The organism is Wolbachia endosymbiont of Muscidifurax uniraptor (genome assembly GCF_054149795.1).
The window spans coordinates 1,243,546-1,269,163 of sequence record NZ_CP083727.1; the positions used below are offsets into that span (position 1 = coordinate 1,243,546).

The window sequence follows — 25,618 nt, forward strand, 5'->3', positions numbered from 1 at the left end:
TTCGTTGATTATAAATATGCCTAATTATACATACTAATCATTAATTATATTATAATTGATATAACATACCCCTTTCCAAATATAGAATTTGTATTAAAATATCTAGATTATATGAAATCAAGGTACTTTATGGGTGAAAAAAAATTAAAAGCTGCTGTGGTCTTATCAGGGTGTGGTCACCTTGACGGTGCAGAGGTAAGAGAAGCGGTTTTAAGTTTGCTTGTGCTTGATCAGCAGGAAGTGGATGTTAAATGCTTTGCACCTGATATCAATATCACACAAGTTATGAATCATAGAACAAAAGAGGCAACAAAAGAAAAAAGGAATGTACTTGTGGAAGCAGCAAGAATCGCAAGAGGCGAAATATATGACTTAAAAGAAGCCAAAGCTGAAAATTTTGACATGCTAGTTGTACCTGGTGGATACGGGGTTGCGAAAAATTTATCTGACTTAGCTGAAAGTAAAGACATGGTGACAGTAATGCCTGAATTTGAAAGATTAGTTTCAGAATTTTTTGTTACAAAAAAGCCAATAGGAGCGATATGCATATCTCCAGCCATCATTGTTTCAATTTTAAGTAGCAAGATAGGTAAAGAAGAAAGTAAGGTTAAGGTAACTATAGGAGATGACAGAGAACAGTTGATAGAAAGGCTTGGCGGCGAGCACATAAAATGCGATACAGAGTTATCAATAGAAGACGAAGAACATAATGTATTTTCCTGTTCTGCTTATATGCGTAGCGACGAAAGTACATACTCTGTATATCAAGGGATAAAGCATATGATTGACAGCATGGTAAAAAAGATTAACAAAAAAACTAAACAGCCATTCCTATAAGGTGTACTAAATAAGACTTCTCTATTAATCACACAATTAACTGTTGAATTTTACATTTCTAGCTGTATTATGGCTACGTAGCTAAAGTAACTTAGGTTTATCGACGCTTTACTACTTGTTAGCGGTGTGGTGTAGTGGCCATATATGTTTAGTTCTTTTTTTTAAGGTATTTTGTATGTCAGATCTTTTCTATATTGAAACTACGTGTTGTGTGGACGGTCAGTGTGATGTCTATACAGGGGAAGTGAGTTTTAATGATGTCATGTTAGGCAAGTTCAGTCTAAATTCGTGCAGCGGGAAAGAAGCTATGATAAATCTAGACATTATTACATTCGATATTAATATCGCTATTGATGGTCAAGATGGAAAGACAATAAAAAAAGACCTTAAAGGTCTTGAATTTGTAACTAAAGATGATGGTTCTTGGTATATTAATAAGGATTTTGGTAATGATAAATTTGAAATTATAGTAAAGCAATCATAATTTTACATCTCAGGTGTAACATTTAGTATAGGTGCTACTCTATTTATAATGTTTCTTACTATAGGCGCAGCAATTACTCCCCCGGTATGGTGCATCCCTTGAGGCTCATCAATAGCAATTAGCACTATGTACCTTGGGTCAAGCATAGTTAGCACTCCTATAAATGATGCTATGTTTGCATCTTTGCTATATTTACCATCTACAACTTTTTCCGCCGATCCAGTTTTTCCTCCTATTGAATATGCCTTTATTTTTGCTTTTCTGCCAGTGCCATCTGTTACTGCTGCACGTAATAATTTTCTCATTTCCCTGGAAGTTTTTCTTGAGATAATTTGCTCTCCTATACTTCTTTTATTCAACATCAAGGTTGCGTTATGAAATATCCCATTGTTGATTAATGCTGCTGCAGTTTGTGCAAGATGTATAGGAGTTACAGCTATGCCATAACCATAAGATGCTGTTATTAAAGTGTTTTCACTCCATTTATCCGGGATTATCGGTGTGGATTTTTCTGGTATTTCTATTTTCAAAGGAGAAAATAGCTTCATAGCTTTAAAGTATTCTACCTGTTTTTCAATACCTAGTTTGACTGCAATTTTTGCTGCACCAATGTTGGATGATTTTACAAATATATCTTGCACAGTAATTTTTGGAATTTTAGATTTATGAAAATCCTGAATTTTATACTTTCCAATGGTGATTGGTGTTGATACGTCATATAAATCGCTAGTTTTTGTAGCGTTCGCATCAAGCGCTGCGGCTATTGTAAAGTATTTTAATACCGACCCCATCTCATATACCCCAAGACTGGCGCGATTAAACTTTTGTACGTCTTCTGCCTTATTCTGTAAGTTGGGATTAAAATCAGGTAGGCTGACCATCGAGATGACTTCACTATTTCTCACATTTAAAACAATTCCTACTCCGCCAAGTGCCTGATATCTGCTTACAGCTTTAGTTAGCTCTTCATGCACTATGCTTTGCACTCGTGTATCTAAGGATAGTTGAACATATTGATCAGCAGAGCGTGACCATCCCTGTCGGATGACAGAAGATTGTGCAGAAGCTTGGTCTGGTGTCATTCCAGTGCACTGACACTGGAATCCAGTTTTATGCGCAATTTCATCACAAACATTGTTTTTGACATATGTTTCTGGAATCCGTTGTTCATCACGTAATTTGTCAGTATTTTTATATCTGGATCCCAGTGTCACGCACTGGGATGACACCATCTGTTGTGTGGGGAATTGTTGTGCAGGAATTGCTTTCAAGTTGCAACATTCATACAACTGTATATCAGGTACTTGGATAACAGAATGTTGTTTGTTTTTACTTATATATGCCTCAACTCCTGCAATACCGTTGCCATCTATGTCAGTATAACCAAGCACGTGTGAAAATAAATTACTGTGAGGATATATACGCTTTATGTCGTCATAAAAATTTACTCCTGGTACACCAGCGTTTTTGATCGCTAGTAATTCTTTTGGAGTCAAGTGCCGCTTTATCCAAGCAAATTTCTTTTCTGAAGTAAGTACTCTATATAAGTTCTTGTATTCGAGGTCATGCAAAGTAGAACACAGTTGTGCTGCTATACTTTCCGGATTCTTTACTTTGGTTGCATCTATATATAGTGATGTTGTGGGCACATTTGTTGCTATTACCACTCCATTTCTATCTAAAATATCAGGTTGTTTATGTACTATATTATCTTTTCTAAAATTTTCTGAAGTAGTAAGTTGATCAAATGTTAAAGAGAATATGCGAAAAATAATTATTATATAAAATATAAATAATGGTACTATAAAACACAGTGAGCGGAGCTTATTTTTAAGTAATGCTTGCATATTTACTTGATTTGACAAAAATGGAAATCATCTTAGCTGAACCACGAGGTTTTTGTGCCGGGGTAAAAAGAGCTGTGGACATATTAGCTATTACTTTAGAAAAATACAAAAACGAGCGCCAAGTTTATGTGCTACACGAAATTGTTCACAATAAATATATAGTAGAGGACTTTAAGAAACAAGGAGTGGTTTTTGTAAGCAGTATCGAGGAAATTGAAGATAATGAAGGAATACTGATCTTCAGCGCGCACGGAGTATCAAAAAATATAGAAGATGAGGCAAAAAGAAAGGGTATTCAAGTGATTGATGCAACATGTCCTTTAGTCAACAAAGTGCATAAAGAAGCAAAAAGGTATGAAAACAGTGGTAAAGAATTAATTCTCATTGGGCATGAAAACCATCCAGAAGTTAAGGGAATTAGGGGAAGAGTAAACAATCCTATCACTTTAGTGCAAACTTTGCAGGATGTATATGATTTAAAGGTTAAAGATCCAGATAATTTGTCTTATGTTACACAAACTACGTTAAGCATCGACGATACCCGTGACATTATTGCTGCCTTGAAATTAAGGTTTCCAGGCATAACAGGTCCAGATTTAAAGGACATATGCTATGCAACGCAAAACAGACAAAATGCTGTTAAAAAGCTAGCTGAAATTGTAGACATGGTATTAGTTGTAGGAAGTAAAAATAGCTCAAATTCAAACCGCTTATTAGATCTGTGCACTGCTAGAGGAAAAAGAGCCTACTTGATTGATAATTACAGATGTGTAAATAAAAGCTGGTTCCAGGGCGTAGAAAAGATAGGAATCACTGCAGGTGCTTCCGCTCCTGACATATTGGTTGATGAATTAATGGACTACCTAAAAGTAAACCTGAGTGTAAAAATTTCAGTTATGCCAGGTGGTATTATTGAAAATGTTCAGTTTAAAATACCGAATCTGGTTTAAAACACAACTTATCTACTAAGCTTCTCTTGAAATCACACAGACCAGCATCTATAGCTAAGACGTCATGCCGCGATTCATTAGACTTCTTGCATAACCATATAACGAACTTTTATTGGAAATAGAAACGAAAAAACTTACTTGACAAACTTCGCCAGCCCACTTATCATGATAGTGAAGCTATTGTATTTGCTTTCGCCAATCTGCAGATTAAAAGGTAAGGATTACTTAATGTATCGGCGTCTTATGTTCAATTTTTTGCAGTATATAGATACTGTATGTCTTTACAAAACTTCATCTACATCTAGATTTTTATCTAAATAAGCTGAACGCGCTTATAAAGCGTTACAAGACATCAAAAAATGCCAATACTCGACAGAGATAGTAAAAGACTAGCTAACTCGGGGATTCTTTGTCTTTTTTTCTGCTTAGTAAATTTCTTAAACATTTGCAGCGTAAGTTAGTTGCAATTAAAAGCAGCTGAATTTCGCTTGTCAAGCGTTTAAAACATAAAAAACGCCAATATTTTAAAGCGGATAATAACCCCAGGGCTTCTTTTGCCTTTTTTTTCGTTTAGTAAATTTCTTAAATATTTACGGCTAATATGAAGCTAAGTACGAACTTTGTTAAACACAACAAATGGTGTCATTCCAGTCTGGAATCCAGGAAAAAGAATGGTGTCATCCCAGTGCCCAAACACTGGGATCCAGTTTTCTTTACAAATTCACCAAAAGTGTTTCATTCTATAACATAAAACCCATACTCACCAAATCTAATGCATTACTTGCAATTAAGTTTCCTGGATCCCAGTGTCTGGGCACTGGGATAACAAAGGAGGACGTTATTCCAGTGCCAAGCACTGACCATTTCTGGTCTCTTAAATTGCAACTAATCTAAGTATTAAAAAATTTACCAAGCGAAAAAAAAGGCAAAAAAAGCCCTGGGGTTATTATCCGCTTTAAAATATTGGCGTTTTTTATGTTTTAAACGCTTGACAAGCGAAATTCAGCCGCTTTTAAGCCGCAACTAATCTAAATTATAAACGTTAAGAAATTTACTAAACAGAAAAAAAGGCAAAGAAACCCTAGGGTAGCTAATTATTCACTATCCATTTTTTAAGTTGGCGTTTTTTGATGTTTTAAATAGCGTATTTCAGCTTGTGTAGCTAGAAATTTGATAAAGACATGAGGTGCACATAGTGCAAAAAATTAAGCATGATTTACGCCAAATACATTAAGTTTTTTTGTCATTAATCCACTGCAGAGATTGCGAAGATAAATAAATAGCTTCAGTTTCATGATAAGGGGGCTGGCGAAGGGTGTCAAGTAAGTTTTTCGTTTCATCCAATGCGCTGCCAAAAGTTTGTTATGCAAGAGATCCCATAAATTGGGTGTCATAATAACTACACCCACATTAATTTTGGTGTACGTGACCTTGAAAGATCGTGATTCAATACTTAAATTGTTAGGGTAGTAGGCAAATAATGGAGCTCAAAATGCATAATGTACAAGAAACTGAAAATTTAAAATTTGACGCTGAGGTAGGGAAAGTACTGAATATAGTGATTCATTCACTTTACACCAATAAAGACATTTTTCTGCGTGAATTAATATCAAATGCATCAGATGCATGTGATAAGTTGCGCTATGAATCTCAACTAAACCCTAATTTGCTAGATTTGAGTAACGAATTAAAAATCACTATCAGCTCCAATAAAGATAAGAACGAGCTATATATCACTGATAATGGCATTGGAATGAATAGACAGGATTTAATAGACAATCTTGGTACAATTGCAAGCTCTGGTACGCAAAAGTTTTTGGATGCGATTAAGAATAGCAAGGATTCAAGCCAAACTGTGGAGCTGATTGGGAAGTTTGGTGTTGGTTTTTACTCAAGCTTTATGGTTGCATCAGAAGTAATAGTAGAATCAAGAAAAGCTGGAGAGGAGGAGTCTTGGGTCTGGAAATCCAAGGGAGATGGAGAATATTCAATAAGTAAATCAGATAATCAAGTCCCTCGCGGAACCAAAATTACGCTCATTATGCATCCTGAAGAGAGTGAGTTTTTAGATAAATTTCGTGTTGAAAACATTGTCACTACTTACTCTGATCATATAAATTTTCCTGTTGAATTCATAGATGAAGAAGGAAAAAGTGAAAAGTTAAACAGTAAGGCTGCAATTTGGACTAAGCCAAAAAATGACGTTACTCAAGAGGAGCACAACGATTTTTTCCGCAGTGTTGCCCACGTTGGCGGGAAGCCTTGGATGATATTGCATAATAAAAATGAAGGTGCAATAGAATATACAAATTTGCTTTATGTTCCCTCTATTAAACCTTTTGATTTATTCCATCCAGATAGACGTTGCTCTGTGAAGTTATATGTAAATAAAGTATTTATCACTGAAGATAACATACAGATCATACCGCAGTATTTACGTTTCTTGAAAGGTATTGTTGATTCACCGGACTTGCCTCTTAATATCAGCAGAGAAACGTTGCAGAATAATCGTGTTGTTGAGCAGATCAGAAAATCCCTCACTAAGCGCGTGATATCAGAGCTCGGTAGAAAAGCAAAAGAGAATTTAGAGGAATATACAAAATTCTGGACCAATTTTGGTGCAGTTTTAAAGGAAGGTCTTTGTGAAGCTATGCCAACTGATGAGAGAGAAGCACTACTCTCAATTTGCAGATTTCATAGTACTGGTGATGAGAAATTAGTCAGCATTGATGACTATATAAGCAGAATGAAGCCTGAGCAGGAACATATCTATTATCTCACCGGAAATAGCCTCGATTCAGTGAAAAACAGTCCGCAACTTGAGGGGTTCGTCAGTAAAGGGCTGGAGGTTCTTCTGTTCGTTGATCCAGTGGATGATTTCTGGACTAGTGTAATTCATGAATATAAAGATCAAAAGTTTAAGTCTGTGACTCGCGCTGATGTTGATTTGGAAAAATTCTCTTCAGAAGAAGATAAGAAAAATGAAGAAAACAAATCGGATGAAGAAAAAACTGAGGAAACTATATTGCAATATTTTACCACAGTGCTTGGAGATTCAGTAAAAAGCGTAAAAATTTCCAAAAAATTGACTGATAGTCCCGTATGCCTAGCGGTTGATGAAGGTGCTATGGATCTTCGCATGGAGCGTTTTTTGCGTGAACAAAAGCAGCTAAATTACCGCACGCCAAAGGTGCTTGAAATTAACACTAAGCATCCTGTAATAAAGAGTATAATGAAATCTTATGCTGAAAGTGGTGAAAACCCAACATTGGAGGACATGGTTCACTTATTGTTTTACCAAGCTTGCATCGTGGAAGGCGAAGAGATGGATGACGCGAGCAGCTTTGCTAAGAGACTGAATAATTTGCTTGGCAAGATTTCTGTTTAATGCTATACTTAGCTTAGCTGCTAGTTAGGGGGTAAAACATGTTTGGTTCCAATTTTAGAGACTTTGTATCACAAGATACAACTTCACAGGGCCAATCAAATTCTGAAAGATTAATCAAAAGTTGGCATGGTTTTGAAAAACCAGATTCTGAAGATTCAGGTATTGAAGAAGAGTTTGAAGTTTTAGATAGCGAAAGTCAAGAGATACCAGCTACTCCATGTAGCACACCCCCTGAAGATCTAAGTTTAGAGAATGCAATACTTGCAAACTTTCCTGATGGTTGTGATAGGTCGTTTACTGTAGAGTTAAAAGATGAAGATTCATATGGTATCATTCCTAAAAACTTAACTTTTGCTGAGATTATAAATATCTTAAATCAAGCTATACAAGAAGATAATTGTGAAGAATTAGACAAGGTTGTACAAAATATTGAAGATTATGAAGGCAGGTCTATTACGCTGGATAATGAAAATCTCAAAGATTTCTGTTCAAATCAACTTAATTTGGAGTTACAAAACGGAAGCAACCATCAACATATATATTCAAATGTACTATCACAATATAAATTTGATCAAGAGGGTTTCAAGTATGATTATTCAGTAAAAGAATTGGTACTATTGGCAATTGCAGCTAATGACAAGCTAGTAGAGCAATATCAGGATTTTCTTTTTGCTGAAGGAAATTTAAGTCTTTTACCTGTACTTGTTGGTGGTCAAGAATACGTTAAAGCTTTTATAGGAAGATTCCATGATACTGATGGGATTTATGATAAATTAAAAGATCAATCCATACAACTTGGCCAATCCAATAAGATTGGCTTTTTCTCAGTTATAGCATTAAGAAAAGAGCAAGAATTATTAAATGCAGTTTTTGTCGAATACGTTTTAAGAGATTTTGGACAGGTGTTAAAAACAAGTAAACCTGATCCTTTGTATGGTGTGCTTGAAACAGCGTCTCTGATCAAAAATGAAGAATTCATCACGATAGTGCTAGATGCATTTGAAAGATATACTAATGAGCTAACTAAAAAAGCCTCAACAGAAGAGTTATTAAAAAAGAGCTTTGCTACCTTGTTAGAAACTGCGATAAGCCAGGAACACACATCTGTCATTGAATACCTGTGCAAACGATACACTAATAGTGCAGATCGTGCCATTTACGATGTATATGAACAAGCATTTGCAGATGATAAAGTTATTACAATACTAGGGCAACAAATCCTGAAAAACATAGGAGCTCGTGGCAGAAAAGAAATTTATGATTTAATTCTGAAAACTGCATTGGATGCTGGTAATATTGCATTTATCGAGCACTTGTGTGAAAAATGTGCTAAATGCAGCAATGATGTTATTAATTATCTTGATCATAAATCTAAAAACAACGAGTTTGATGAAATATATGAATCAATTCTGATTGCATTGTCTAATACTGAAAGTCAAGACATTATAGTCAGTGTTCTAGCTCATGTTCAAATTTATCAAAGCATACTCAATAATAAACAGCAAGTAGTCAGGCAAACCATACAAAATATACTGAGAAATGCAATAAAAGAAGCTAGTTGTGGAGTTGTTGTACCCTTATGTCAGCATGTTGACCTAAAATTCGCAGCTCTTCAGGCAATATGCAAGGAAGAATTTGAGAAAGCTTTACCAGTAATTGCAGAACAGCTTGAAAAAATAAGTATGGAACTTTCTCCAAGTATGACTCGTAATGAGTATCAAAAAAATAGAGATACTTTGAGTCATCTATATCTAATTAGAAATTTGTTAGAAAGTAGTAAATTAATCAATACTTCCAGTAAAGCAAATATACAGACACAAGCGAATACACAAGTTAATAAAAGAAGCAGCAGTGATAATGCAGTATCACCTGTTATAAAAGGCGATACGGCTGTAGTAAATGAAGAGAATAACAATCAACCAAGCAGTCAAAGAAACCCAAAATCCAAAAGCGCTGGCAGTCAACAGACAGAAAAAAATGTTCTTGCAGGGGAGGAAGAAAATGCTATCTTAAATAACACAGGGGTTTCAACGCAGGAGCCTTTAATTAATAATTTTGAGGAGGGTGAAATCAAAAAAGGCAGCGGAAAAAAAGGTGTTAAGCAACTTGCCAGTCCTGTTAAGAAAAAGATTGATGGACTTATAAGCAAAACCAGTACTAACTCAAGAGAAGAACTCGAAAATATTCTAAAAAGTAACTCTCCTACTCTTGTACTACAATATGTAAAAAATAAAGAAGGTCCCTTTAAGGGTAAAGTAGAAGAAATTAAAAAAGAAATTAAAAACCATAATACAAAACAAGGTAATGTTAATATTTCACTGAACAACGATTTGCCAAATTCAGGAGACCAATCTACAAGTTCTAATAATACCGGAAGCAATAGTACACTTACCACAACTCCAGAAATTACGGGTTGTGAAAAGAAGTTGGGGGTAAGTGAAGTTTCTTCGAATGCTGACAATGTGTCTGCAATTGGAGGTGTTATTAACAGTAAGGAAAAGCCTGCAGCAGTAGAAAAAACTAGTGCTATAAACAATCAATCAACCTCTATTACTGCAACACAAAATACGCAAAAGAGTAAGTGGCCTACCATAGCTACATGGACGTTAGCAGTAGCTGGAGTTGTTTCAGGAGTAGCTATTGCAGTTTATTTGGAAATGCTAGCTGCAGGAATAGCAGTTGGAGCTTGTTGTCTGGTTGCTGCTGCAGTTATATACTGCTGTACACCTAAAAGCCAAGTTGAAAACAACGAGGTTGAAAAATCTTTCAACACGGGGAAAGTACCTACTGCCGTACATGTATAATAAATATAGTAGTTTACCATTTAATAATTTATTATAATTATGTTAATTATCGGTAAATAAGGACTTGGTAAACTACGAAGAAATATTCTTGAATAAAATAAAAGATATAAAAGATGAGGGGCGCTACCGTGAATTTACGCACTTTGCGTCATTACCAGGTAGGCTCCCCCACATTATGGACTATGAAAGAAATAGGGAAGTAATAGTCTGGTGCAGTAATAACTATTTGGGAATGTCACAAAATGAGAGTGTAATTGCCGCTATCCAAAATTCATCTGTTGGTGCTGGAGGAACAAGAAATATATCTGGTACAACAAAAGAGGTTGTTGAACTTGAAAAATCCTTAGCTTGTTTGCATAAAAAAGAGGCTGCTTTAACTTTTGCTTGTGGCTACCTCGCTAACCAGACAACACTTAGCACTTTATCATCTGTTATTCCGGGCGTAGTAATTTTTTCAGACGAGAAGAACCATTCTTCGATGATAGAAGGCATAAAATCAGGAAAAAGGCCAAAACATATATTTAAACACAATGATGTTAATCATCTAGAGCAGTTACTCAAGTCTATAGACAAAAAGACACCAAAAATAATAGCACTTGAATCCGTATATTCAATGGATGGTGATGTAGCTCCGCTTAAAGAAATATGCGACCTGGCAGATCAACATAATGCAATTACCTATTTGGATGAGGTGCACGCAGTTGGCATGTATGGTTCACATGGTGGCGGAATTGCAGAAAGAGAAGGTCTGATGGATAGAATAACCGTTATTCAAGGTACACTATCAAAGGCTTTTGGAGTGATGGGTGGGTATATAGCGTCTTCAAAGAGCTTGGTAGATGTAATAAGAAGTTCCGCTCCAGGATTTATTTTTACCACTGCTATGTCGCCTGTTTTAGCAGCGGCAGCAAAGGCAAGCGTTGAGCACCTAAAATCGAGCAACATTGAAAGGGAAAAGCAAAAGCAAGTCGTTGAAAAAGTAAAAAACTCACTGAGAAATGCAGGAATTAACTTCATTCCAACAGAAACTCATATAATTCCAATAATAATTGGCAACTCAGAGTTATCCAAAAAAGCATCAAAATTATTATTTGATGAGTATGGAATATATGTTCAACATATAAATTACCCGACAGTTCCAAGAGGAACTGAGCGTTTCCGTATTACCCCTACACCTTATCATACCGATGAAATGATAGAGCATTTAACAGAATCTCTTGTAAAAGTTTTCGAAAAGTTGTCTATCTCTGTAGCCTGCTTATGCTATAGCTAGTACAGCCCTACGTCATACCGCGATTTATTTGCGATATCTCAGCATGGATTCCGCTAACAAGTAGCGGAATGACGAGTTTTACGCTTATCAAATTGTAGGTGAACATAAATTACTTTAGCTATAGTTTTATATCTCCAGCAATGATTAGCCCGTTGTCTTCCGTTAGCCTTCCACCGCTTTCTTGCAGAAAAAGTCTACCGAGCAAGGCTTTATATTTGTTAACTCCAGAGTAAATTATTCCACTGTGCCTTCCTGCCGCAAGGTATGCAAAGCCTAAAATTGTTGAACCTATGGAGCGTACATTACTATTGCCAGGCAGCAATTTATTTAACAAATTACCACTTACATCTATTAGACCCCCTTCACGGCTTTTCACTCGCATTTTTACATGACGAGATCTAAAATCCTCAAGAAAAGCACCTTTCTTTTCTTCTGCCCAAAAAGTTTCTCTAAGAGCCGGAGCATCAATTACAGCTGCCACAACTTTATTTTTATGAATGAGACAGACTGATACTGCAAAATAAACCATGCAACTAGAAAAGTTCTCCCTGCCCTCTATAGGCATAATAAACCAGGTATAAGTGTTATCTTTTACTTCTTGATCAGTATCATCTTCAAAAATAAAACCATAGTCTCGTTTGTAGTCGTGCAAGCAATCGTATATGGTTTGCTTGGATTTTGAATAAGTTTTATTAATAAAGTCTGCTGATTTAACATTAGAAATTTGCAATTCATTAAAATCGCGCATAAGCTGCTTGGAAGCATTACGCACAGAATCAAGCATCACATTAATTCGTGGTGATGAGAGGGACATTCTTCCTTTTACTCTTTCACTCTTTCATAATAGCTGTCACCTGGAGTATATACTACAATTTTATCCTCTTCTTTTATAAATTGAGGCACGTTAACGCGCATTCCGTTTTCCAAAATTGCAGGCTTATAAGAAGCAGTAGCAGTTTGTCCTTTAATAACAGACTCTGTTTCTTTCACAGCAAGTGTAACATAATCAGGCACATGCGCAGAAATTATTTTGTCTTGATAAGCTACAACTTTAATTTTCATGTTATCCTGTAAATAAATTTTTTTTTCTCCCAATAAGTCCAAATTTATAGTGATTTGCTCGTAATTACTTGGATGCATAAGATTTACAATGTTTCCTTCAGTGAAAAGGTAAACATATTCCTCTTCATCTAAAATTGCCCTTCTGATTGTTGCATCAGAACGAAATCTTTCATAGTGTTTTGCTCCGGTTTTGATGTTTTTCATTTCGGCTTGTATGTATGCACCACCTTTACCAGGTTGAGTATGCATAATACCTACAACCAAAAATAATCCGCCGTTATGTTCCAACACCTGACCTGGTCTGATATCGTTAGCTCTTTCTGCCATAATTACATTTTCAATTTGATCTTATAATTATAAATAGCTTTATATAAATATCAAAGTCTTTATTAGTCAATAAATTCTGGTATATTTAATACTATATACCTCCCCTTTATATTTATATGTGGAAATATCTCTTTAGTGAAAGACAGCATAATACGTTTTTTTGTGCTGATAACTAAAATTTCTAATATATCCCCTGAGCCGAAATTATACACAGATTTTACATAGCCATATAATTCATTACTTTTCAGCCTTACTTCCATATCTACAAGGTCACTTTGGTAAAATTCATCCTCATCATTTAGCTCTGGTAACTTGCTTCTTTCTATATATAGCTTCTTATTCCTTAAAAGCTCTGCTTCATTACGGGAATTTACTCCGCTTATTGTAGCTATTACTAAATTATCACCTATGACGGATACTGAGTCTATTTTATAATTCTCATCACCACTTATTAGCTTACCATATAAGGAGATATTTTCAGGCTTTTCAGTAAAGGTTTTTACTTTAACAGCTCCTTTAATTCCGTGAGGAGAGGTAATAATTCCTAAGCATACCAGATTGTCGTTCATATTAATGCAAGTATCTAATCAGAAGATTTCTCAGATAAATATTGAGTCAAAATCTCGATGCCTTCATCAATCTCTTTTTCAGTGATAATGAGTGGAGGTAAAATTCTCACAACGTTGTCTGATGTTACCCCAACAGTAAGCAAGCCGCGATGACTTAACTCTTCTGCAAACTTTTGATTGTCTGCTTTCACTTTTATTCCAAGCATTAACCCTTTCCCTCTTACTTCCTCTATTATTGGAAATTTACTTGCTAAGTCTTCTAGTTTATTTTTTAAGTATTTACCTCTAATTTCAACATTTTTCAAAAAGCCGGGGCTGAGCAATTCTTCGAGCACAGCATTACCTACTGAGGTTGCAAGCGGATTGCCACCAAAAGTGGAACCGTGCATACCAACTGCCATATATTTAGCAGCCTTTTCAGTTGCAAGACAAGCCCCCAGCGGAAACCCCCCTCCTATTCCCTTTGCAAGAGCACATATATCAGGTTCCACTCCTATATGTTCGTATGCGAATAATTTTCCTGTCCTACCAGCACCGCATTGTACGCAATCAAAAAATAACAATATGTCATTTTCATCACACAGCCTTCTTAGTTCTTTCATAAAGACTTCATTCATTACTTTGATACCACCTTGCCCTTGTATTGGTTCTATTAATATAATGCCTATACCACTTGAAATTGCTTTCTTTACGCTCTCAATATTGGGCTCGATGTTATCACACCAATCAATGTAGGGATTTAGTAATTCAGAAAATTTCTGTTTATCGTTTGTAGCACAAGTTAAAAAGGTTCTTCCATGAAATGCACCATGAAATGTTAAAATTCTGTGACGATTTTTATTGCCTTTTCCATTTTGATAGATCCTAGCAATCTTAAGTCCACATTCTACTGCCTCTGATCCAGAATTTGAGAAAAATACAGTGTCAGCGAAACTATTGTTTATTAATTTTTCTGCAAAATTATTGGCAGCAGGTATATTATAGGTATTTGATATATGCCATAATTTTTCTCCTTGCAATTTAAGAGCACTAATTAATCGCGAATTAGTGTGACCTAAGCTACTAACGGCTATTCCGGAGTGAAAATCTACGTAGCGCTCACCATCAACATCATATAGGTAGATACCTTTGCCATGAGAAAAATTTATATTAACAGGAGAATAAACTGGCAAAATAGGAGAAATTGTCATAAAATATTATATGCTAAATTTTATTATTAATAACATAAAAGCCGTTGTTTCGCAATGAGTAAGGATATGTATAAGATAGGTAAATTAATGTTTTCTGCACTGGGGAAAAACAAATACACAAAAGTTATCGCATTATTCTCATCAATTTTTATGATTTTATTCAGTGTGATATATTGTAATTATTTACTAAGGAGTAATTTCCTTTCTTCTTACCGTGATTCAAGTGTAAACTTAAAAAGCGTACTGGAAAATGGCATAATAAAAAAATACCATTATTTACTAATAGAAAAGCATCACATTAAATACAAAAATTTTGACTACATAAACCAACTAGTAAAACTACGTGCTGAATTATTACAATCAGTGAGCAAAGTAAAGGATTTCAGCTTAATACTGTATGATCAAAACGGCAGAATAATATTCAGTAATTTTAACACTCAAGATTATGATTATGAACAGTTACTTACAAACGATGAAATTGATAAACTATTAAGTAACCAAGAAATATTTTATACTACAGGAAATACATTAACTTCTATTTTCCCTATATTCCATGAAAATAGCGCTAAACCGTCGTTTTTTTTGAAGATTCTTCGAAGCTACAATAATTCTTATGTTATAGCATATGGCCTATTTTTAGGCTTATTATTAATAATTTTAATATTAATAATGTTCTATTTGCACTTTTCTAATACCAAAATGCTGGCCAAGCAACATAAAACTAACATTGAATTACAGCAGATAAAAGAGGCATTAGAGCAAGAAAATGCAAACAAGCTAAAGTTTTTTGCAAGCGTTACACATGAGTTACGCACACCTCTTAATGCTATTATTGGATTTGCAGAGTTGATCAAAAATGAAACTTTAGGTTCAATGGATAACTCTCAATACAAGGAGTATGCAGACGATATATATAATGCAGGGACGCATTTACTTGCTTTAATTAACGATGTGCTCGATTTTTCTAAAGCTGAATCAAGTAGTTTAACAGTAGAAAAAGTGAAGTTTAACCTGAACAAAATAGTGGATTCATGCATAAATATGCTATTACCTAAATTAAGAGAAACTGAGATTAATTTAAAAAAAGAGATACCTAATAAGCAATTATTAGTTATTGCAGATCCTAAGAGAATGAAACAAGTTATAATAAATTTATTATCAAACTCAATCAAATTTACCCCAAAGGGTGGTTTAATAAGAATGGTGGTAAAAGAAAATATAGAAAAAAACTTATTAACTATTGAGTTTCATGACAATGGAATAGGGATAATGCAGCAGGACATATATAAAGTTATGTCTGTTTTTGGCCAAGCAGATTCGGGGTATAGAAACGAAGGTACGGGCATCGGATTGCCGCTAAGCAAGAAATTAGTAGAGTTAATGGGTGGAACTTTTGACATTAAAAGTGAAGCAAAACTTGGTACTACGATAACATTGAACTTCTTTTATGAAGAACAAACATGTGAAGATTCGATTGATTTTTAATAGGATCTATTTGATATGGCCTTACATCAGACGAAAACCACACTTTATCAAAAGCGGCAAGCCGAGAAGGTAGGCAGAAATTCATCAATAAGCCCCCATCAAGAATCTTATCTGTTAGCTATATATAAAATTTGATACTCTGACTACAATATACTACTATAGATAGAAGTGTTATTAATGGAGCAAGGTATGGAATTAGCAGTAGGAAATAATGCACCCGATTTTAGCTTACCAACAGATTCTGGTGAAAATTTATCACTGAGTGAATTTTTTGATAAAAAAAATGTAGTTCTTTATTTTTATCCTAAAGACGATACTCCGGGTTGTACAATGGAGGCAAAAGGCTTTAGAGATAAAATAGATGATTTTTCTTTCCTTGACACAGTGATAATTGGTGTATCAAAAGATAGTGTTAGATGTCACACTAACTTCAAAGCAAAATATTCTCTGCCGTTTTCTTTAGTTTCTGATGAGAATGCTGAAATGTTGGGAAAATATGGTGTTTGGGTAGAGAAAAGTATGTTTGGCAAAAAGTATATGGGAATAGAACGCACTACTTTTTTAATAGATAAAAAAGGTAAAATAGTGAAGATCTGGAAAAATGTAAAAGTTAGTGGACATGTTGATGAGGTTCTGGAAGAAGTAAAGAGAATATAAACTAAAGAATAGGTTAATGGCTACCCATTGCTACATAAAAAAGCTGAAATTACATAATTTTCGTAGCCACTCAAACTTTGAACTGGATTCAGATGATAGCTCAGTTGTAATAACTGGCAAAAACGGTATTGGTAAAACTAATATACTTGAAGCAATCTCGTTGCTTGCTAAAAGCAATGGAATGAAAAAAGCAAAAGCCAGTGAGATACAAAATAGATTCAGTAATGAAGATTGGATAGTGCACTATGATTTTTTTAATGGAATGGATTTTAATTCAATTGGTATCGCAAAGAGTTTTGATAAGAAACTAATACAAATTGATGGAAAAACGCAATCGAGTTATTCATCTTTGTATAAGATATCCAATGTAATATGGCTGATTCCACAAATGGACTATGTTCTTCTTAATTCTCCAAGTGACAGATTAAAATTTTTAGACCGTATAGTCTCACTGTTTGAGGAAAATTACACTTGCTGCTACATGAAATATAGAAAAGCTAAACATGAGCGAAGTAAACTATTGAGGAAGAACATTTTGAACAAAAACTGGCTCTCTAGTCTTGAAAACATAATGGCCGTTAATGCAGTTAGTATTTTACGTATGCGATCGTCTGTTTTAAAGACACTACAAGACACAATTGATAACCATTCCAGTGAGCTTTTTCCGAAGGCAAGTTTGAAATTCAGCAGCCAGCTAACTTTGAACGATACTGCAGAATATTTTCAGAATCGTCTAAAGGAAAACAGAGAAAAAGACTCATTGACTGGTAGAGTAACCTTTGGTGTGCATAACGATAATTTTCGGGTTTTTTGTCAAAAAAGAAACGTACCAATAAATCTGTGCTCCACTGGAGAACAAAAGTTATTACTGCTTTCTATTATTTTATCCAGTGTAAAAGCAAGGTGTATTCATTACAATAAGGCACCACTTCTTCTACTTGATGATATAATGTCTCATCTGGATAAACATTACAGAAAGGCGTTAATGGAGGAAGTGTTAAGTATTCAATGTCAAACTTGGATAACTGATGTAAATCAAGATAATTTCAATAGCTATCTTTATTCTTTCAAGTTTTTTGAATTATCAAATGAATTAAATGCAAAACCTACTTGACAAACTCCGCCAGCCCTCTTATCATGAAACTGAAGCTATTTATTTATCTTCGCAATCTGTGCAGGTTAATGACAAAAAACTTAGGGTATTTGGCGTCTCGTGTTTAATTTTTCGCACTACGTGCATCGCATATCTTTAAAAATTTTTAGGTTTTTACCTATATAAGCCGAAACGCGCTTACAAAGCGTTTAAGACAGCAAAAAACGTCAAATTGACAAGGGAGAATTTGAATGCTAGCTACTACGGGGTTTCTTTGCCTTTTTTCCTGCTTAGTAAATTTCTTAAACACTTGCGGTGTAGGTTAGTTGCAAGTTAAAAGCAGCTAAATCGCTCTTAATCAAGCGTTTTAGAATAAAAAAACGCCGATATTTTAGTACATAGTAAATAGCCAACCACCATGGGGCTTCTTTTGCCTTTTTTTTCATTTGGTAAATTTCTTAAACATTTATAGCTAAACGACAACCGTCATCCTGCTGCTTGTTAGCTGATGAGATACCGCGAATGAATCGCGGTATGACGGTATGCGGCGGCATGACGATAAGCCTTGTCATTCTAGCGCGTGGCGCTGGAATCCAGACTTTAACTGATATGATTACAGAAAGAGAATTTATTAGGTAGTCATAGACACTGAAAGTGGTAAAACTTACCACTTTCAAGTAAAGAAAACTACGTTTGTGCCTCCAACAATTTCTATTACTTATTTGCTACTGCACCGTCTTTACAAATCACACTTCCTGGTGTTATTTTTGAAACGACTACAGGAGCGCCAAAAAACACAGCAGTGAATGCACCGAGTGCAAAAAGCGCTGGCCACGGCATTCTGCCGAATATTGCAAGCAACGCTGCACCAATTATCACTATTGTGATCATTGGTCCACCTATGCCATGAGTATAGCCTATTATCTTGCATATCACCGATGATGTTGTATCATTTGTATCAACAAAAGTAGTACTTGTAGGAGGAGCACCTGCATCAAACGCAAAGGAGAGAATTAAAGCTACAAGTAGAAGAAAATTTTTCATTATGCCTCCGATAATTTCTGTTTCATATTTGATTATCTATCACATTGATTAAGTTTAAGTAAATGGTGAGGATTTTTTGCTTAAAAGTATCCTTTATTTCATTTAGAATACTTTTCTTGGTTCGTTTATATTACAGTGCTACAGAAATTTTACAGCATCGTTTATTGCCTTTATCGTGCTTTGATTGACACAATTCATAATGATGGAGTGGAGCATGCAGGGTATTTATCATTTTTAATTCTGTTATCAATATTTCCTTTTCTCATCGTTTTAATGGCTGTGGCGTCAACATTCGCAAATTTTTTAGACCAGTACAACATTGGCTGGGTATTTATCATTGATAACATGCCACAGGATATTTTATCATCTTTGATGCCGCGTATTAGGGAGATAATATCAGGCCCGCCGCAAAGCTTACTAACTTTAGCAATTGTAGGTGCTGTTTGGACCGCTTCATCGACAATTGAAGGGCTTAGAACAATACTCAATAAGGCCTATAAAGTTCCGGTTTCGCCGCCTTATATATTAAGAAGAGTACTAAGTATATTACAATTTTTAGTAATCACGCTTATTATAACTCTAACTATAGTGTTTTCTACACTAGTACCAATGCTAATTGATTTTTCCTATCAGGGGCTAAGTTATACTAGGTATTTACTTATTGAATTTGTACTTTTCACAGTAGTCTCTTGGCTATATTTTATGTTACCAAACATAAAACAAAATTTATCAGACGTATTTCCTGGATCTTGTGTAGCTGTTATTCTTTGGACGATTTCTGCTTCAGCTTTTAAGCAATACTTAAAAGCTTCCTTTGACCAACTGGATTTGATATATGGAAGTTTAGGTGGTGTGGTAGTGTCATTACTATTTTTTTATATGCTAAGTTTGATTTTTATATATGGAGCAAAATTCAATTTTCAGCTAAAATATTTCAATGGATCTCGCTAAGGAGAAAGAAATGGGTAAGTTAGAAGGTAAAGTAGCTTTAATCACCGGAGCTTCAGGTGGAATAGGCTCTGCTGTTGCAAAAAGGTTTATAAGAGAAGGTGCATGTGTGATTCTGATTTCAAGATCTCTTGATAATCTCAAGCCACTATATAATGAAATTGAAGAGCTTGAAGAATTTAAAGAAGGCTCTGTGAAACTAATTCAGCTTGATCTTCTAGACTTTGAGAATGTAAAGATACTGACAAACATGATAGAAAGCCTGAAATTATCAGAATCTGGAGCACTTGATATATTAGTTGCGTGTGCTGGAATTTTAGGCAAACTGAACCCCATTCATGACTGTGAGATTGAAGAGCTACAGAACGTAATGAATACAAATTTTACTGCCAATTGGTACTTACTAAAAAACTTAGATCCAATGCTAAAAAAGTCTAATGCTGGAAGAGCGATATTCATGACCTCAGAAGTGACACTTTCTCCTTCCTCTTATCCATATTGGATGCCGTATGCTGCAAGTAAAGTTGCACTAGAAATAATGGTGCAGATATATGCATCTGAGACAAAACATACAAAATTATGTGTAAATGCTGTATACACGGAAGGACCTGTGGGTAGTGAGCAGGCATTTCCTGGATCTGAATTGGTGTCACCTGATAAACTAACAGATAAATTTGTGGAATTAGCTTCTGAAGACTGCAGCATATCAGGAAAAATCTTACCGCTCAGCAAATCTCCCGAATAAATTACCATAGTATCTGCAAAGATACCGTTAAGCCCACAACTGTATGAACATTGTGATTTGAGAGTAATCTCCACTAGGAAGGATGTCATCCCAGTGCCTCTATGGTGTCATTCCAGTCTGGAATCTAGTCTTTATTATGCAGCCACTTATTTAAAGTTAAGTTTTCTGGATCCCAGACTGGGATGACACCTCTGGGCACTGCCGTCATAAAGGAACCAGTGTCAGCTACTTGAATGACATCATTTGCTGTGCAATTTACCTTCAAAAATGAATGTTTGTACAGCTGTGTGTCAAGCACTGGAATCTGCCACGCAAATTGCAATGTTCGTACAGTTATGCGTCAAGCCTAAAAGTAATTAGCTAATAGGTTTAATAAAAATTCACATATACAGGAAAGATTGGTAACATTACTTGAATAGAGACCGTTATTGTAATTATGCCGAAACGCACAGATATAGAATCTATATTAGTAATAGGAGCAGGCCCAATAGTTATAGGTCAGGCATGCGAGTTTGATTATTCCGGAACGCAAAGCTGTAAAGTATTAAAAAGCGAAGGTTATAAAGTCATTTTGGTTAACTCCAACCCCGCAACTATAATGACAGATCCTGAGTTTTCTGATGCGACGTATATTGAGCCGGTACTGCCTGAAATCATAGAGAAAATTATAATTAAGGAGAGGCCAGACGCAATATTGCCAACAATGGGTGGGCAAACAGCGCTCAATTGTGCAATAAAACTTGCAGATGATGGAGTGTTAGACAAATACAACGTAGAATTAATGGGGGTAAATAGAGAAGCAATAAAAAAAGCAGAGGATAGAGAGTTATTCCGCCAATCCATGGATAAAATAGGACTGAAATACCCCAAAAGTATCATTATAAAAAATCAAGAACAAATAAAAAAGGCTTTGGATTACGTTGGATTACCAGCAATCATTCGTTCATCATTCACTCTTGGTGGTGCAGGTAGTGGCATAGCATATAATAAAGAGGAGTTTTTCAATATCGCAGAAAGTGCTCTCAAAATTTCGCCAATAAATGAAGTTCAGATAGATGAATCAATTATCGGCTGGAAAGAGTATGAAATGGAAGTTATCCGCGATTGTAAAGATAACTGCATAATAGTCTGTTCGATAGAAAATGTTGATCCGATGGGAGTGCACACCGGAGATAGTATTACGGTTGCTCCTGCTTTGACTCTGCGTGATGCTGAATATCAACAAATGAGAAATGCATCTATAGCAGTGCTGAGAGAAATTGATGTTAGTGCCGGTGGTGCAAATGTTCAATTTGCAGTGAATCCTAAAGAAGATGGAAGCCTCGTTGTGATTGAGATGAATCCAAGGGTTTCTCGCTCTTCTGCACTTGCTTCGAAAGCAACAGGCTATCCTATTGCAAAAGTTGTAACTAAACTTGCTATTGGCTATTCGCTCGACGAAATACGTAACGACTGTGCTCCAATAATACCAGCAGCATTCGAACCAGTGATTGATTATATCGTCACTAAAATTCCTCGATTTGAGTTTGAGAAATTTAAAGGAACGAATTGTGAACTATCAACCTCCATGAAATCAGTGGGAGAAGTAATGTCTATAGGCCGCACTTTTAATGAGTCACTGCAGAAAGCTTTTCGTTCACTTGAAACTGATCTTACAGGACTTGATGAAGTGTTTCCTGAGAACATTGATATTGATCACGTAAAATCTCAATTAGCAAAATTGCTACCAAACAGATTACTGATTGCTGCTGACGCAATGCGCCACGGAATTAGCATAGAAGAAATAAATTCAATTACAGGTTATGACTTATGGTTTTTGCAGAATATACAGCAAATCATCTTGGCTGAACAAAAAATCAAGGAAAACGGCCTCCCTGGAACTGCATATGAAATGTTAGAGCTGAAAAAAATGGGATTTTCAGATGCAAGATTGGCGAAATTAAGCAATAAGAAAGTAGAGCAAATCGAAGAAACAAGAAAAAAATTTGGCATCAAACAAGTTTATAAGCGTGTAGACACCTGTGCAGCTGAATTTGAATCGAGCACTGCTTATATGTATGGCTGTTATGAGGGAAACATTACAAATAGGACAGAATGCGAAGCGGACATTTCTGACCGAAAAAAGGTTGTCATTTTAGGAAGTGGTCCAAACCGCATTGGTCAAGGTATTGAATTTGATTATGCATGCGTACATGCAGCTTCTGCCGCCAAAGAAATGGGGTATGAAACAATAATGATCAACTGTAATCCAGAAACTGTTTCAACTGACTACGATACCGCTGATCGTTTATATTTTGCCCCACTGATTGCAGAGGATGTGCTTGAAATACTAAGCAAAGAGCAAGAAAATGGCACACTGGTTGGTGTAATAGTTCAAATAGGTGGTCAAACACCTTTAAAGTTAGCCAAAGTGCTTAACGAGAGAGGTTTCAAAATTCTGGGAACTTCGTTTGATTCTATTGACCTTGCAGAAGATCGCATGAGGTTTAAAAATCTTGCTTTGCAACTTAATTTAAAACAACCTGAAAGTTCTATCTGCCATTCAGTAGAAGAAGCGTTAACCAATGCAGAAAAGGTGGGGTTTCCACTAGTAGTCAGGCCATCATATGTCCTCGGTGGTCAATCCATGTCGATTAGACACGATACTCAGAGCTTTAAAGAGTACGTCTTAGATCAAACTAAAATCTTTGAGCATGGTTCGCTGCTTCTTGATAAATTTTTAGTCAATGCAGTTGAGGTTGACGTTGATGCTGTATGTGATGGGGAAAAAGTTTTCATTGCAGCGGTCATGGAGCACATTGAAGAAGCTGGTATTCATTCTGGCGATTCAACATGCTCAATACCGACAAATACATTGAGTGACGAAGTAATAAAAGAGATCGAGCTCCAAACTGAGAGAATAGCATTAGCATTAAAAGTGAAAGGTCTGATAAACATTCAGTTTGCTGTTCAAGAGAATAGACCTCTTGCAGAACCTGTTTGTGATGAGAAATCTTTAGGAAAAGTGCAGATGAGCACCACAGAATACTCGAATGTATTTGAGGAGCGCAGACAAGCTTTGACGACAAAATTGCCTTCAGAAATCGAGTTATGCAAGAGGTCTAGTGATGTATACATACTTGAAGTGAATTTAAGGGCTAGTCGCACAGTTCCTTTTATTTCCAAGGTAATCAATATTCCTATTGCAAAGCTTGCCACTCAGGTTATTTTGGGTAAAAAATTGAATCAGGAAAACAAGCCTTTCAATCATTTTGCAGTTAAAGCTGCTGTTTTTCCATTCACGCGTTTTTCGGGAATTGATACTCTACTTGGTCCTGAAATGAAATCAACAGGAGAAGTGATGGGAATTGACTCATCATTTGAAGCTGCACTTGCAAAAACGCACATGGCTGCAGGATACAAGTTACCAACAGAAGGAACAGCTCTGGTTTCAGTAAAAGATGATGATAAAGAGTATATATTGCCTGTTGTACGAATGTTGAAAGAACTGAGTTTTGAAATATATGCAACCAAAGGTACAGCTTCTTATCTGAATAATAATGGCATTGCTGCACAAACTGTAAATAAAGTGAGAGAAGGCAGACCCCACATAGTTGATATGCTCAAAGATGGAAAAATAAATCTAGTGATCAATACCTCAAAAGGTGTGAAATCAGTTTCAGATAGCAAAGATATCAGGAGAACTGCTATTTTGCAAAATATAGCTTACAGTACCACAGCTTCTGGGAGTAAAGCGTTAGTGCTTGCAATTCAATATGTAAAGAATAGCAAATTGGAAGTGAAATCATTACAGCAGATACAAAACGGTTAAATATCAAAACTAGAATAATTCACTCTCAAAATGCTAAAGAGAACATAATAAAAAGATGGAAATTTTGAAGGAAATAGTATACCTAAAGAATCAACTAGCGTAATTGAACAGCCAAATGCTACAACGAATACTCCACAATCTTACCTAGAGGACACTTCCCTTATATGTTAAGAACAAGTCTTTATAAATATCAAAGTAGTGATATTAAAGACACACAGAGAAGAGGAACCGTCACGCCCCTTGATTATAAGAATCGTTGTTCAGCAAGGTTCTCTTCTCTGGTTTATTATACTGAAAGTTCCGAACAACTGATTGAGCTTTTAGGCTCGTATATAAGGCTGGAAAATGCAGTATATGTTATTATTACGGAGGAATTATGAATTCATCAAACATTATTGCTGGCATTGATGTTAGCAAAAGTAAATTAGATCTCCACATTCACCCACTTGAGCATTATAAAATATTTGAAAACAATGTACAATCCATTGATGAAATGCTGGACTTTTTACGTTTGCATAATGTAACCAAAATTGGTCTTGAGGCAACTGGTGGATACGAAAAATTATGTGCCTATACTTTATGAGGTGTACGTCATTCAACCAAGGTGGGAGAGACTATGCTAAAAGCCTTGGTATTACTACAAAAACTGATAAAACAGACTGCAGTATCATCTCACGTTATATTAATAATACAGATATGCGTGTTACTCCTTTAACAGTTAGTAATGGTAATATTGATTGCTTGAAACAAAAATTATCTCGTAGAAACCAACTTGTAGAAATAGCAAAAATACAAAAAACCCAAATCCAACAGGTAACTGATACATCTATAATCAAACAAATAGAGGAACTTCTTGCAATTTTACGTAATCAAATTAAAACTTTAGAAGATGAAATGATTACATTTATCGATCAAAACCAAGAGCTTAAAAGAAAATATATATCAATAACTATATAGTAGCGGGATGACGGTTTTTCAAATTGTCGGTAAATCTAAGTCAGTTTAGCTATAGGCAGCAATTTTCTGTATTTATTTTAAATTGAAGAAAGCTCAAATGAAAGATCGTGTTTTGCTAAAAATCACAGAATGCAGTCTGGTTACTAT

Annotated in this window: 23 protein-coding genes; 16 read left to right on the plus strand and 7 right to left on the minus strand. The window is 35.4% G+C overall.

What is annotated here, in order from left to right:
• Positions 1-129: 129 nt before the first annotated feature.
• Positions 130-837 (plus strand): isoprenoid biosynthesis glyoxalase ElbB, encoded by a 708-nt coding sequence (gene elbB / locus LA754_RS06455; RefSeq protein ID WP_022626165.1) that lies wholly within the window; start codon positions 130-132, stop codon positions 835-837.
• A gap of 175 nt (positions 838-1,012) precedes the next feature.
• Entirely contained in the window at positions 1,013-1,321 is a 309-nt protein-coding gene (locus LA754_RS06460; protein ID WP_049973601.1) for a hypothetical protein, read from the plus strand.
• Between the two features lie 2 nt (positions 1,322-1,323).
• Here the strand turns inward: LA754_RS06460 and LA754_RS06465 are convergent, their stop codons facing one another.
• Entirely contained in the window at positions 1,324-3,168 is a 1,845-nt protein-coding gene (locus LA754_RS06465) for a peptidoglycan D,D-transpeptidase FtsI family protein (RefSeq protein WP_006279597.1), read from the minus strand.
• 20 nt (positions 3,169-3,188) lie between these two features.
• Here LA754_RS06465 and ispH point away from each other — a divergent pair, with 20 nt between their 5' ends.
• The 5 genes from ispH (at position 3,189) to hemA (ending at position 11,583) form a co-directional block, all read left to right on the plus strand.
• A complete protein-coding gene (ispH, locus tag LA754_RS06470; protein ID WP_264329845.1) occupies positions 3,189-4,118 on the plus strand; it encodes a 4-hydroxy-3-methylbut-2-enyl diphosphate reductase in 930 nt (309 codons plus the stop codon).
• 639 nt (positions 4,119-4,757) lie between these two features.
• Positions 4,758-5,012 (plus strand): hypothetical protein, encoded by a 255-nt coding sequence (locus LA754_RS06475; protein ID WP_218914978.1) that lies wholly within the window; start codon positions 4,758-4,760, stop codon positions 5,010-5,012.
• A gap of 598 nt (positions 5,013-5,610) precedes the next feature.
• Positions 5,611-7,506, plus strand: a complete 1,896-nt coding sequence (htpG, locus tag LA754_RS06480) for a molecular chaperone HtpG (RefSeq protein ID WP_077190606.1) — start codon at positions 5,611-5,613, stop codon at positions 7,504-7,506.
• 38 nt (positions 7,507-7,544) lie between these two features.
• Positions 7,545-10,310, plus strand: coding sequence for a host RNA manipulator TomO (locus LA754_RS06485; RefSeq protein ID WP_457923639.1), 2,766 nt, complete (start codon positions 7,545-7,547; stop codon positions 10,308-10,310).
• A gap of 64 nt (positions 10,311-10,374) precedes the next feature.
• Positions 10,375-11,583: a 5-aminolevulinate synthase gene (gene hemA, locus LA754_RS06490; RefSeq protein ID WP_006279721.1), complete on the plus strand. Its 1,209-nt coding sequence runs from the start codon at positions 10,375-10,377 to the stop codon at positions 11,581-11,583.
• A 118-nt stretch (positions 11,584-11,701) separates the two neighbouring features.
• Here hemA and LA754_RS06495 read toward each other — a convergent pair whose 3' ends face one another.
• From LA754_RS06495 to LA754_RS06510, 4 genes are all read right to left on the minus strand, one after another.
• Complete coding sequence (locus LA754_RS06495) at positions 11,702-12,397, minus strand: inositol monophosphatase family protein (RefSeq protein WP_006279720.1); 696 nt, start codon at positions 12,395-12,397, stop codon at positions 11,702-11,704.
• A gap of 8 nt (positions 12,398-12,405) precedes the next feature.
• On the minus strand, positions 12,406-12,972 hold the full coding sequence (gene efp / locus LA754_RS06500) for an elongation factor P (RefSeq protein WP_006279719.1): 567 nt from the start codon (positions 12,970-12,972) through the stop codon (positions 12,406-12,408).
• A 62-nt stretch (positions 12,973-13,034) separates the two neighbouring features.
• Positions 13,035-13,541 carry a ribosome maturation factor RimM gene (gene rimM, locus LA754_RS06505; RefSeq protein WP_006279718.1) on the minus strand — a complete coding sequence of 169 codons (507 nt, stop codon included), beginning with the start codon at positions 13,539-13,541 and terminating at the stop codon, positions 13,035-13,037.
• A gap of 14 nt (positions 13,542-13,555) precedes the next feature.
• A complete protein-coding gene (locus LA754_RS06510) occupies positions 13,556-14,731 on the minus strand; it encodes an aspartate aminotransferase family protein (RefSeq protein WP_006279717.1) in 1,176 nt (391 codons plus the stop codon).
• A 66-nt stretch (positions 14,732-14,797) separates the two neighbouring features.
• Here LA754_RS06510 and LA754_RS06515 point away from each other — a divergent pair, with 66 nt between their 5' ends.
• The 3 genes from LA754_RS06515 (at position 14,798) to recF (ending at position 17,987) form a co-directional block, all read left to right on the plus strand.
• Positions 14,798-16,216 (plus strand): sensor histidine kinase, encoded by a 1,419-nt coding sequence (locus tag LA754_RS06515; RefSeq protein ID WP_006279716.1) that lies wholly within the window; start codon positions 14,798-14,800, stop codon positions 16,214-16,216.
• A 189-nt stretch (positions 16,217-16,405) separates the two neighbouring features.
• Positions 16,406-16,873 carry a thioredoxin-dependent thiol peroxidase gene (gene bcp, locus LA754_RS06520; protein ID WP_006279715.1) on the plus strand — a complete coding sequence of 156 codons (468 nt, stop codon included), beginning with the start codon at positions 16,406-16,408 and terminating at the stop codon, positions 16,871-16,873.
• A gap of 16 nt (positions 16,874-16,889) precedes the next feature.
• A complete protein-coding gene (recF, locus tag LA754_RS06525) occupies positions 16,890-17,987 on the plus strand; it encodes a DNA replication/repair protein RecF (RefSeq protein WP_006279714.1) in 1,098 nt (365 codons plus the stop codon).
• A 693-nt stretch (positions 17,988-18,680) separates the two neighbouring features.
• Here the strand turns inward: recF and LA754_RS06530 are convergent.
• Positions 18,681-19,010 carry a TrbC/VirB2 family protein gene (locus LA754_RS06530; RefSeq protein WP_006279713.1) on the minus strand — a complete coding sequence of 110 codons (330 nt, stop codon included), beginning with the start codon at positions 19,008-19,010 and terminating at the stop codon, positions 18,681-18,683.
• A 135-nt stretch (positions 19,011-19,145) separates the two neighbouring features.
• On the opposite strand from LA754_RS06530, the gene LA754_RS06535 reads away from it, so the two are divergent.
• Together LA754_RS06535 and LA754_RS06540 are read left to right on the plus strand one after the other, a co-directional pair.
• The gene (locus LA754_RS06535) at positions 19,146-19,961 is read left to right on the plus strand and encodes a YihY/virulence factor BrkB family protein (protein ID WP_006279712.1); all 816 of its coding nucleotides are present in this window, start codon (positions 19,146-19,148) and stop codon (positions 19,959-19,961) included.
• Positions 19,948-20,703 (plus strand): SDR family oxidoreductase, encoded by a 756-nt coding sequence (locus LA754_RS06540; protein ID WP_006279711.1) that lies wholly within the window; start codon positions 19,948-19,950, stop codon positions 20,701-20,703. The genes LA754_RS06535 and LA754_RS06540 overlap by 14 nt, the downstream gene beginning before the upstream one ends.
• Before the next feature lie 124 nt (positions 20,704-20,827).
• Here the strand turns inward: LA754_RS06540 and LA754_RS06545 are convergent, their stop codons facing one another.
• On the minus strand, positions 20,828-20,968 hold the full coding sequence (locus LA754_RS06545; protein ID WP_186799898.1) for a hypothetical protein: 141 nt from the start codon (positions 20,966-20,968) through the stop codon (positions 20,828-20,830).
• 171 nt (positions 20,969-21,139) lie between these two features.
• On the opposite strand from LA754_RS06545, the gene carB reads away from it, so the two are divergent.
• From carB to LA754_RS06565, 4 genes are all read left to right on the plus strand, one after another.
• Positions 21,140-24,514 carry a carbamoyl-phosphate synthase large subunit gene (carB, locus tag LA754_RS06550; RefSeq protein ID WP_006279710.1) on the plus strand — a complete coding sequence of 1,125 codons (3,375 nt, stop codon included), beginning with the start codon at positions 21,140-21,142 and terminating at the stop codon, positions 24,512-24,514.
• 164 nt (positions 24,515-24,678) lie between these two features.
• Positions 24,679-24,894, plus strand: coding sequence for a hypothetical protein (locus tag LA754_RS06555; protein WP_006279709.1), 216 nt, complete (start codon positions 24,679-24,681; stop codon positions 24,892-24,894).
• Positions 24,891-25,097, plus strand: coding sequence for a hypothetical protein (locus LA754_RS06560; protein ID WP_077188452.1), 207 nt, complete (start codon positions 24,891-24,893; stop codon positions 25,095-25,097). The genes LA754_RS06555 and LA754_RS06560 overlap by 4 nt, the downstream gene beginning before the upstream one ends.
• Positions 25,094-25,471 (plus strand): hypothetical protein, encoded by a 378-nt coding sequence (locus tag LA754_RS06565; RefSeq protein WP_077188453.1) that lies wholly within the window; start codon positions 25,094-25,096, stop codon positions 25,469-25,471. Before LA754_RS06560 ends, LA754_RS06565 begins: the two co-directional genes overlap by 4 nt.
• Positions 25,472-25,618 lie beyond the last annotated feature (147 nt).

Bases quoted from the DNA above. Each gene is read 5' to 3' on its own strand.
- LA754_RS06555 (WP_006279709.1), top strand. From the start codon at position 24,679: ATGTTAAGAACAAGTCTTTATAAATATCAAAGTAGTGATATTAAAGAC.
- LA754_RS06540 (WP_006279711.1), top strand. From the start codon at position 19,948: ATGGATCTCGCTAAGGAGAAAGAAATGGGTAAGTTAGAAGGTAAAGTA.
- bcp (WP_006279715.1), top strand. From the start codon at position 16,406: ATGGAATTAGCAGTAGGAAATAATGCACCCGATTTTAGCTTACCAACA.
- LA754_RS06515 (WP_006279716.1), top strand. From the start codon at position 14,798: ATGTATAAGATAGGTAAATTAATGTTTTCTGCACTGGGGAAAAACAAA.
- carB (WP_006279710.1), top strand. From the start codon at position 21,140: ATGCCGAAACGCACAGATATAGAATCTATATTAGTAATAGGAGCAGGC.
- recF (WP_006279714.1), top strand. From the start codon at position 16,890: ATGGCTACCCATTGCTACATAAAAAAGCTGAAATTACATAATTTTCGT.
- LA754_RS06510 (WP_006279717.1), bottom strand. From the start codon at position 14,731: ATGACAATTTCTCCTATTTTGCCAGTTTATTCTCCTGTTAATATAAAT.
- LA754_RS06495 (WP_006279720.1), bottom strand. From the start codon at position 12,397: ATGTCCCTCTCATCACCACGAATTAATGTGATGCTTGATTCTGTGCGT.
- LA754_RS06485 (WP_457923639.1), top strand. From the start codon at position 7,545: ATGTTTGGTTCCAATTTTAGAGACTTTGTATCACAAGATACAACTTCA.
- efp (WP_006279719.1), bottom strand. From the start codon at position 12,972: ATGGCAGAAAGAGCTAACGATATCAGACCAGGTCAGGTGTTGGAACAT.
- LA754_RS06460 (WP_049973601.1), top strand. From the start codon at position 1,013: ATGTCAGATCTTTTCTATATTGAAACTACGTGTTGTGTGGACGGTCAG.
- elbB (WP_022626165.1), top strand. From the start codon at position 130: ATGGGTGAAAAAAAATTAAAAGCTGCTGTGGTCTTATCAGGGTGTGGT.
- LA754_RS06565 (WP_077188453.1), top strand. From the start codon at position 25,094: ATGAGGTGTACGTCATTCAACCAAGGTGGGAGAGACTATGCTAAAAGC.
- rimM (WP_006279718.1), bottom strand. From the start codon at position 13,541: ATGAACGACAATCTGGTATGCTTAGGAATTATTACCTCTCCTCACGGA.
- LA754_RS06560 (WP_077188452.1), top strand. From the start codon at position 24,891: ATGAATTCATCAAACATTATTGCTGGCATTGATGTTAGCAAAAGTAAA.
- htpG (WP_077190606.1), top strand. From the start codon at position 5,611: ATGCATAATGTACAAGAAACTGAAAATTTAAAATTTGACGCTGAGGTA.
- LA754_RS06530 (WP_006279713.1), bottom strand. From the start codon at position 19,010: ATGAAAAATTTTCTTCTACTTGTAGCTTTAATTCTCTCCTTTGCGTTT.
- ispH (WP_264329845.1), top strand. From the start codon at position 3,189: ATGGAAATCATCTTAGCTGAACCACGAGGTTTTTGTGCCGGGGTAAAA.
- LA754_RS06465 (WP_006279597.1), bottom strand. From the start codon at position 3,168: ATGCAAGCATTACTTAAAAATAAGCTCCGCTCACTGTGTTTTATAGTA.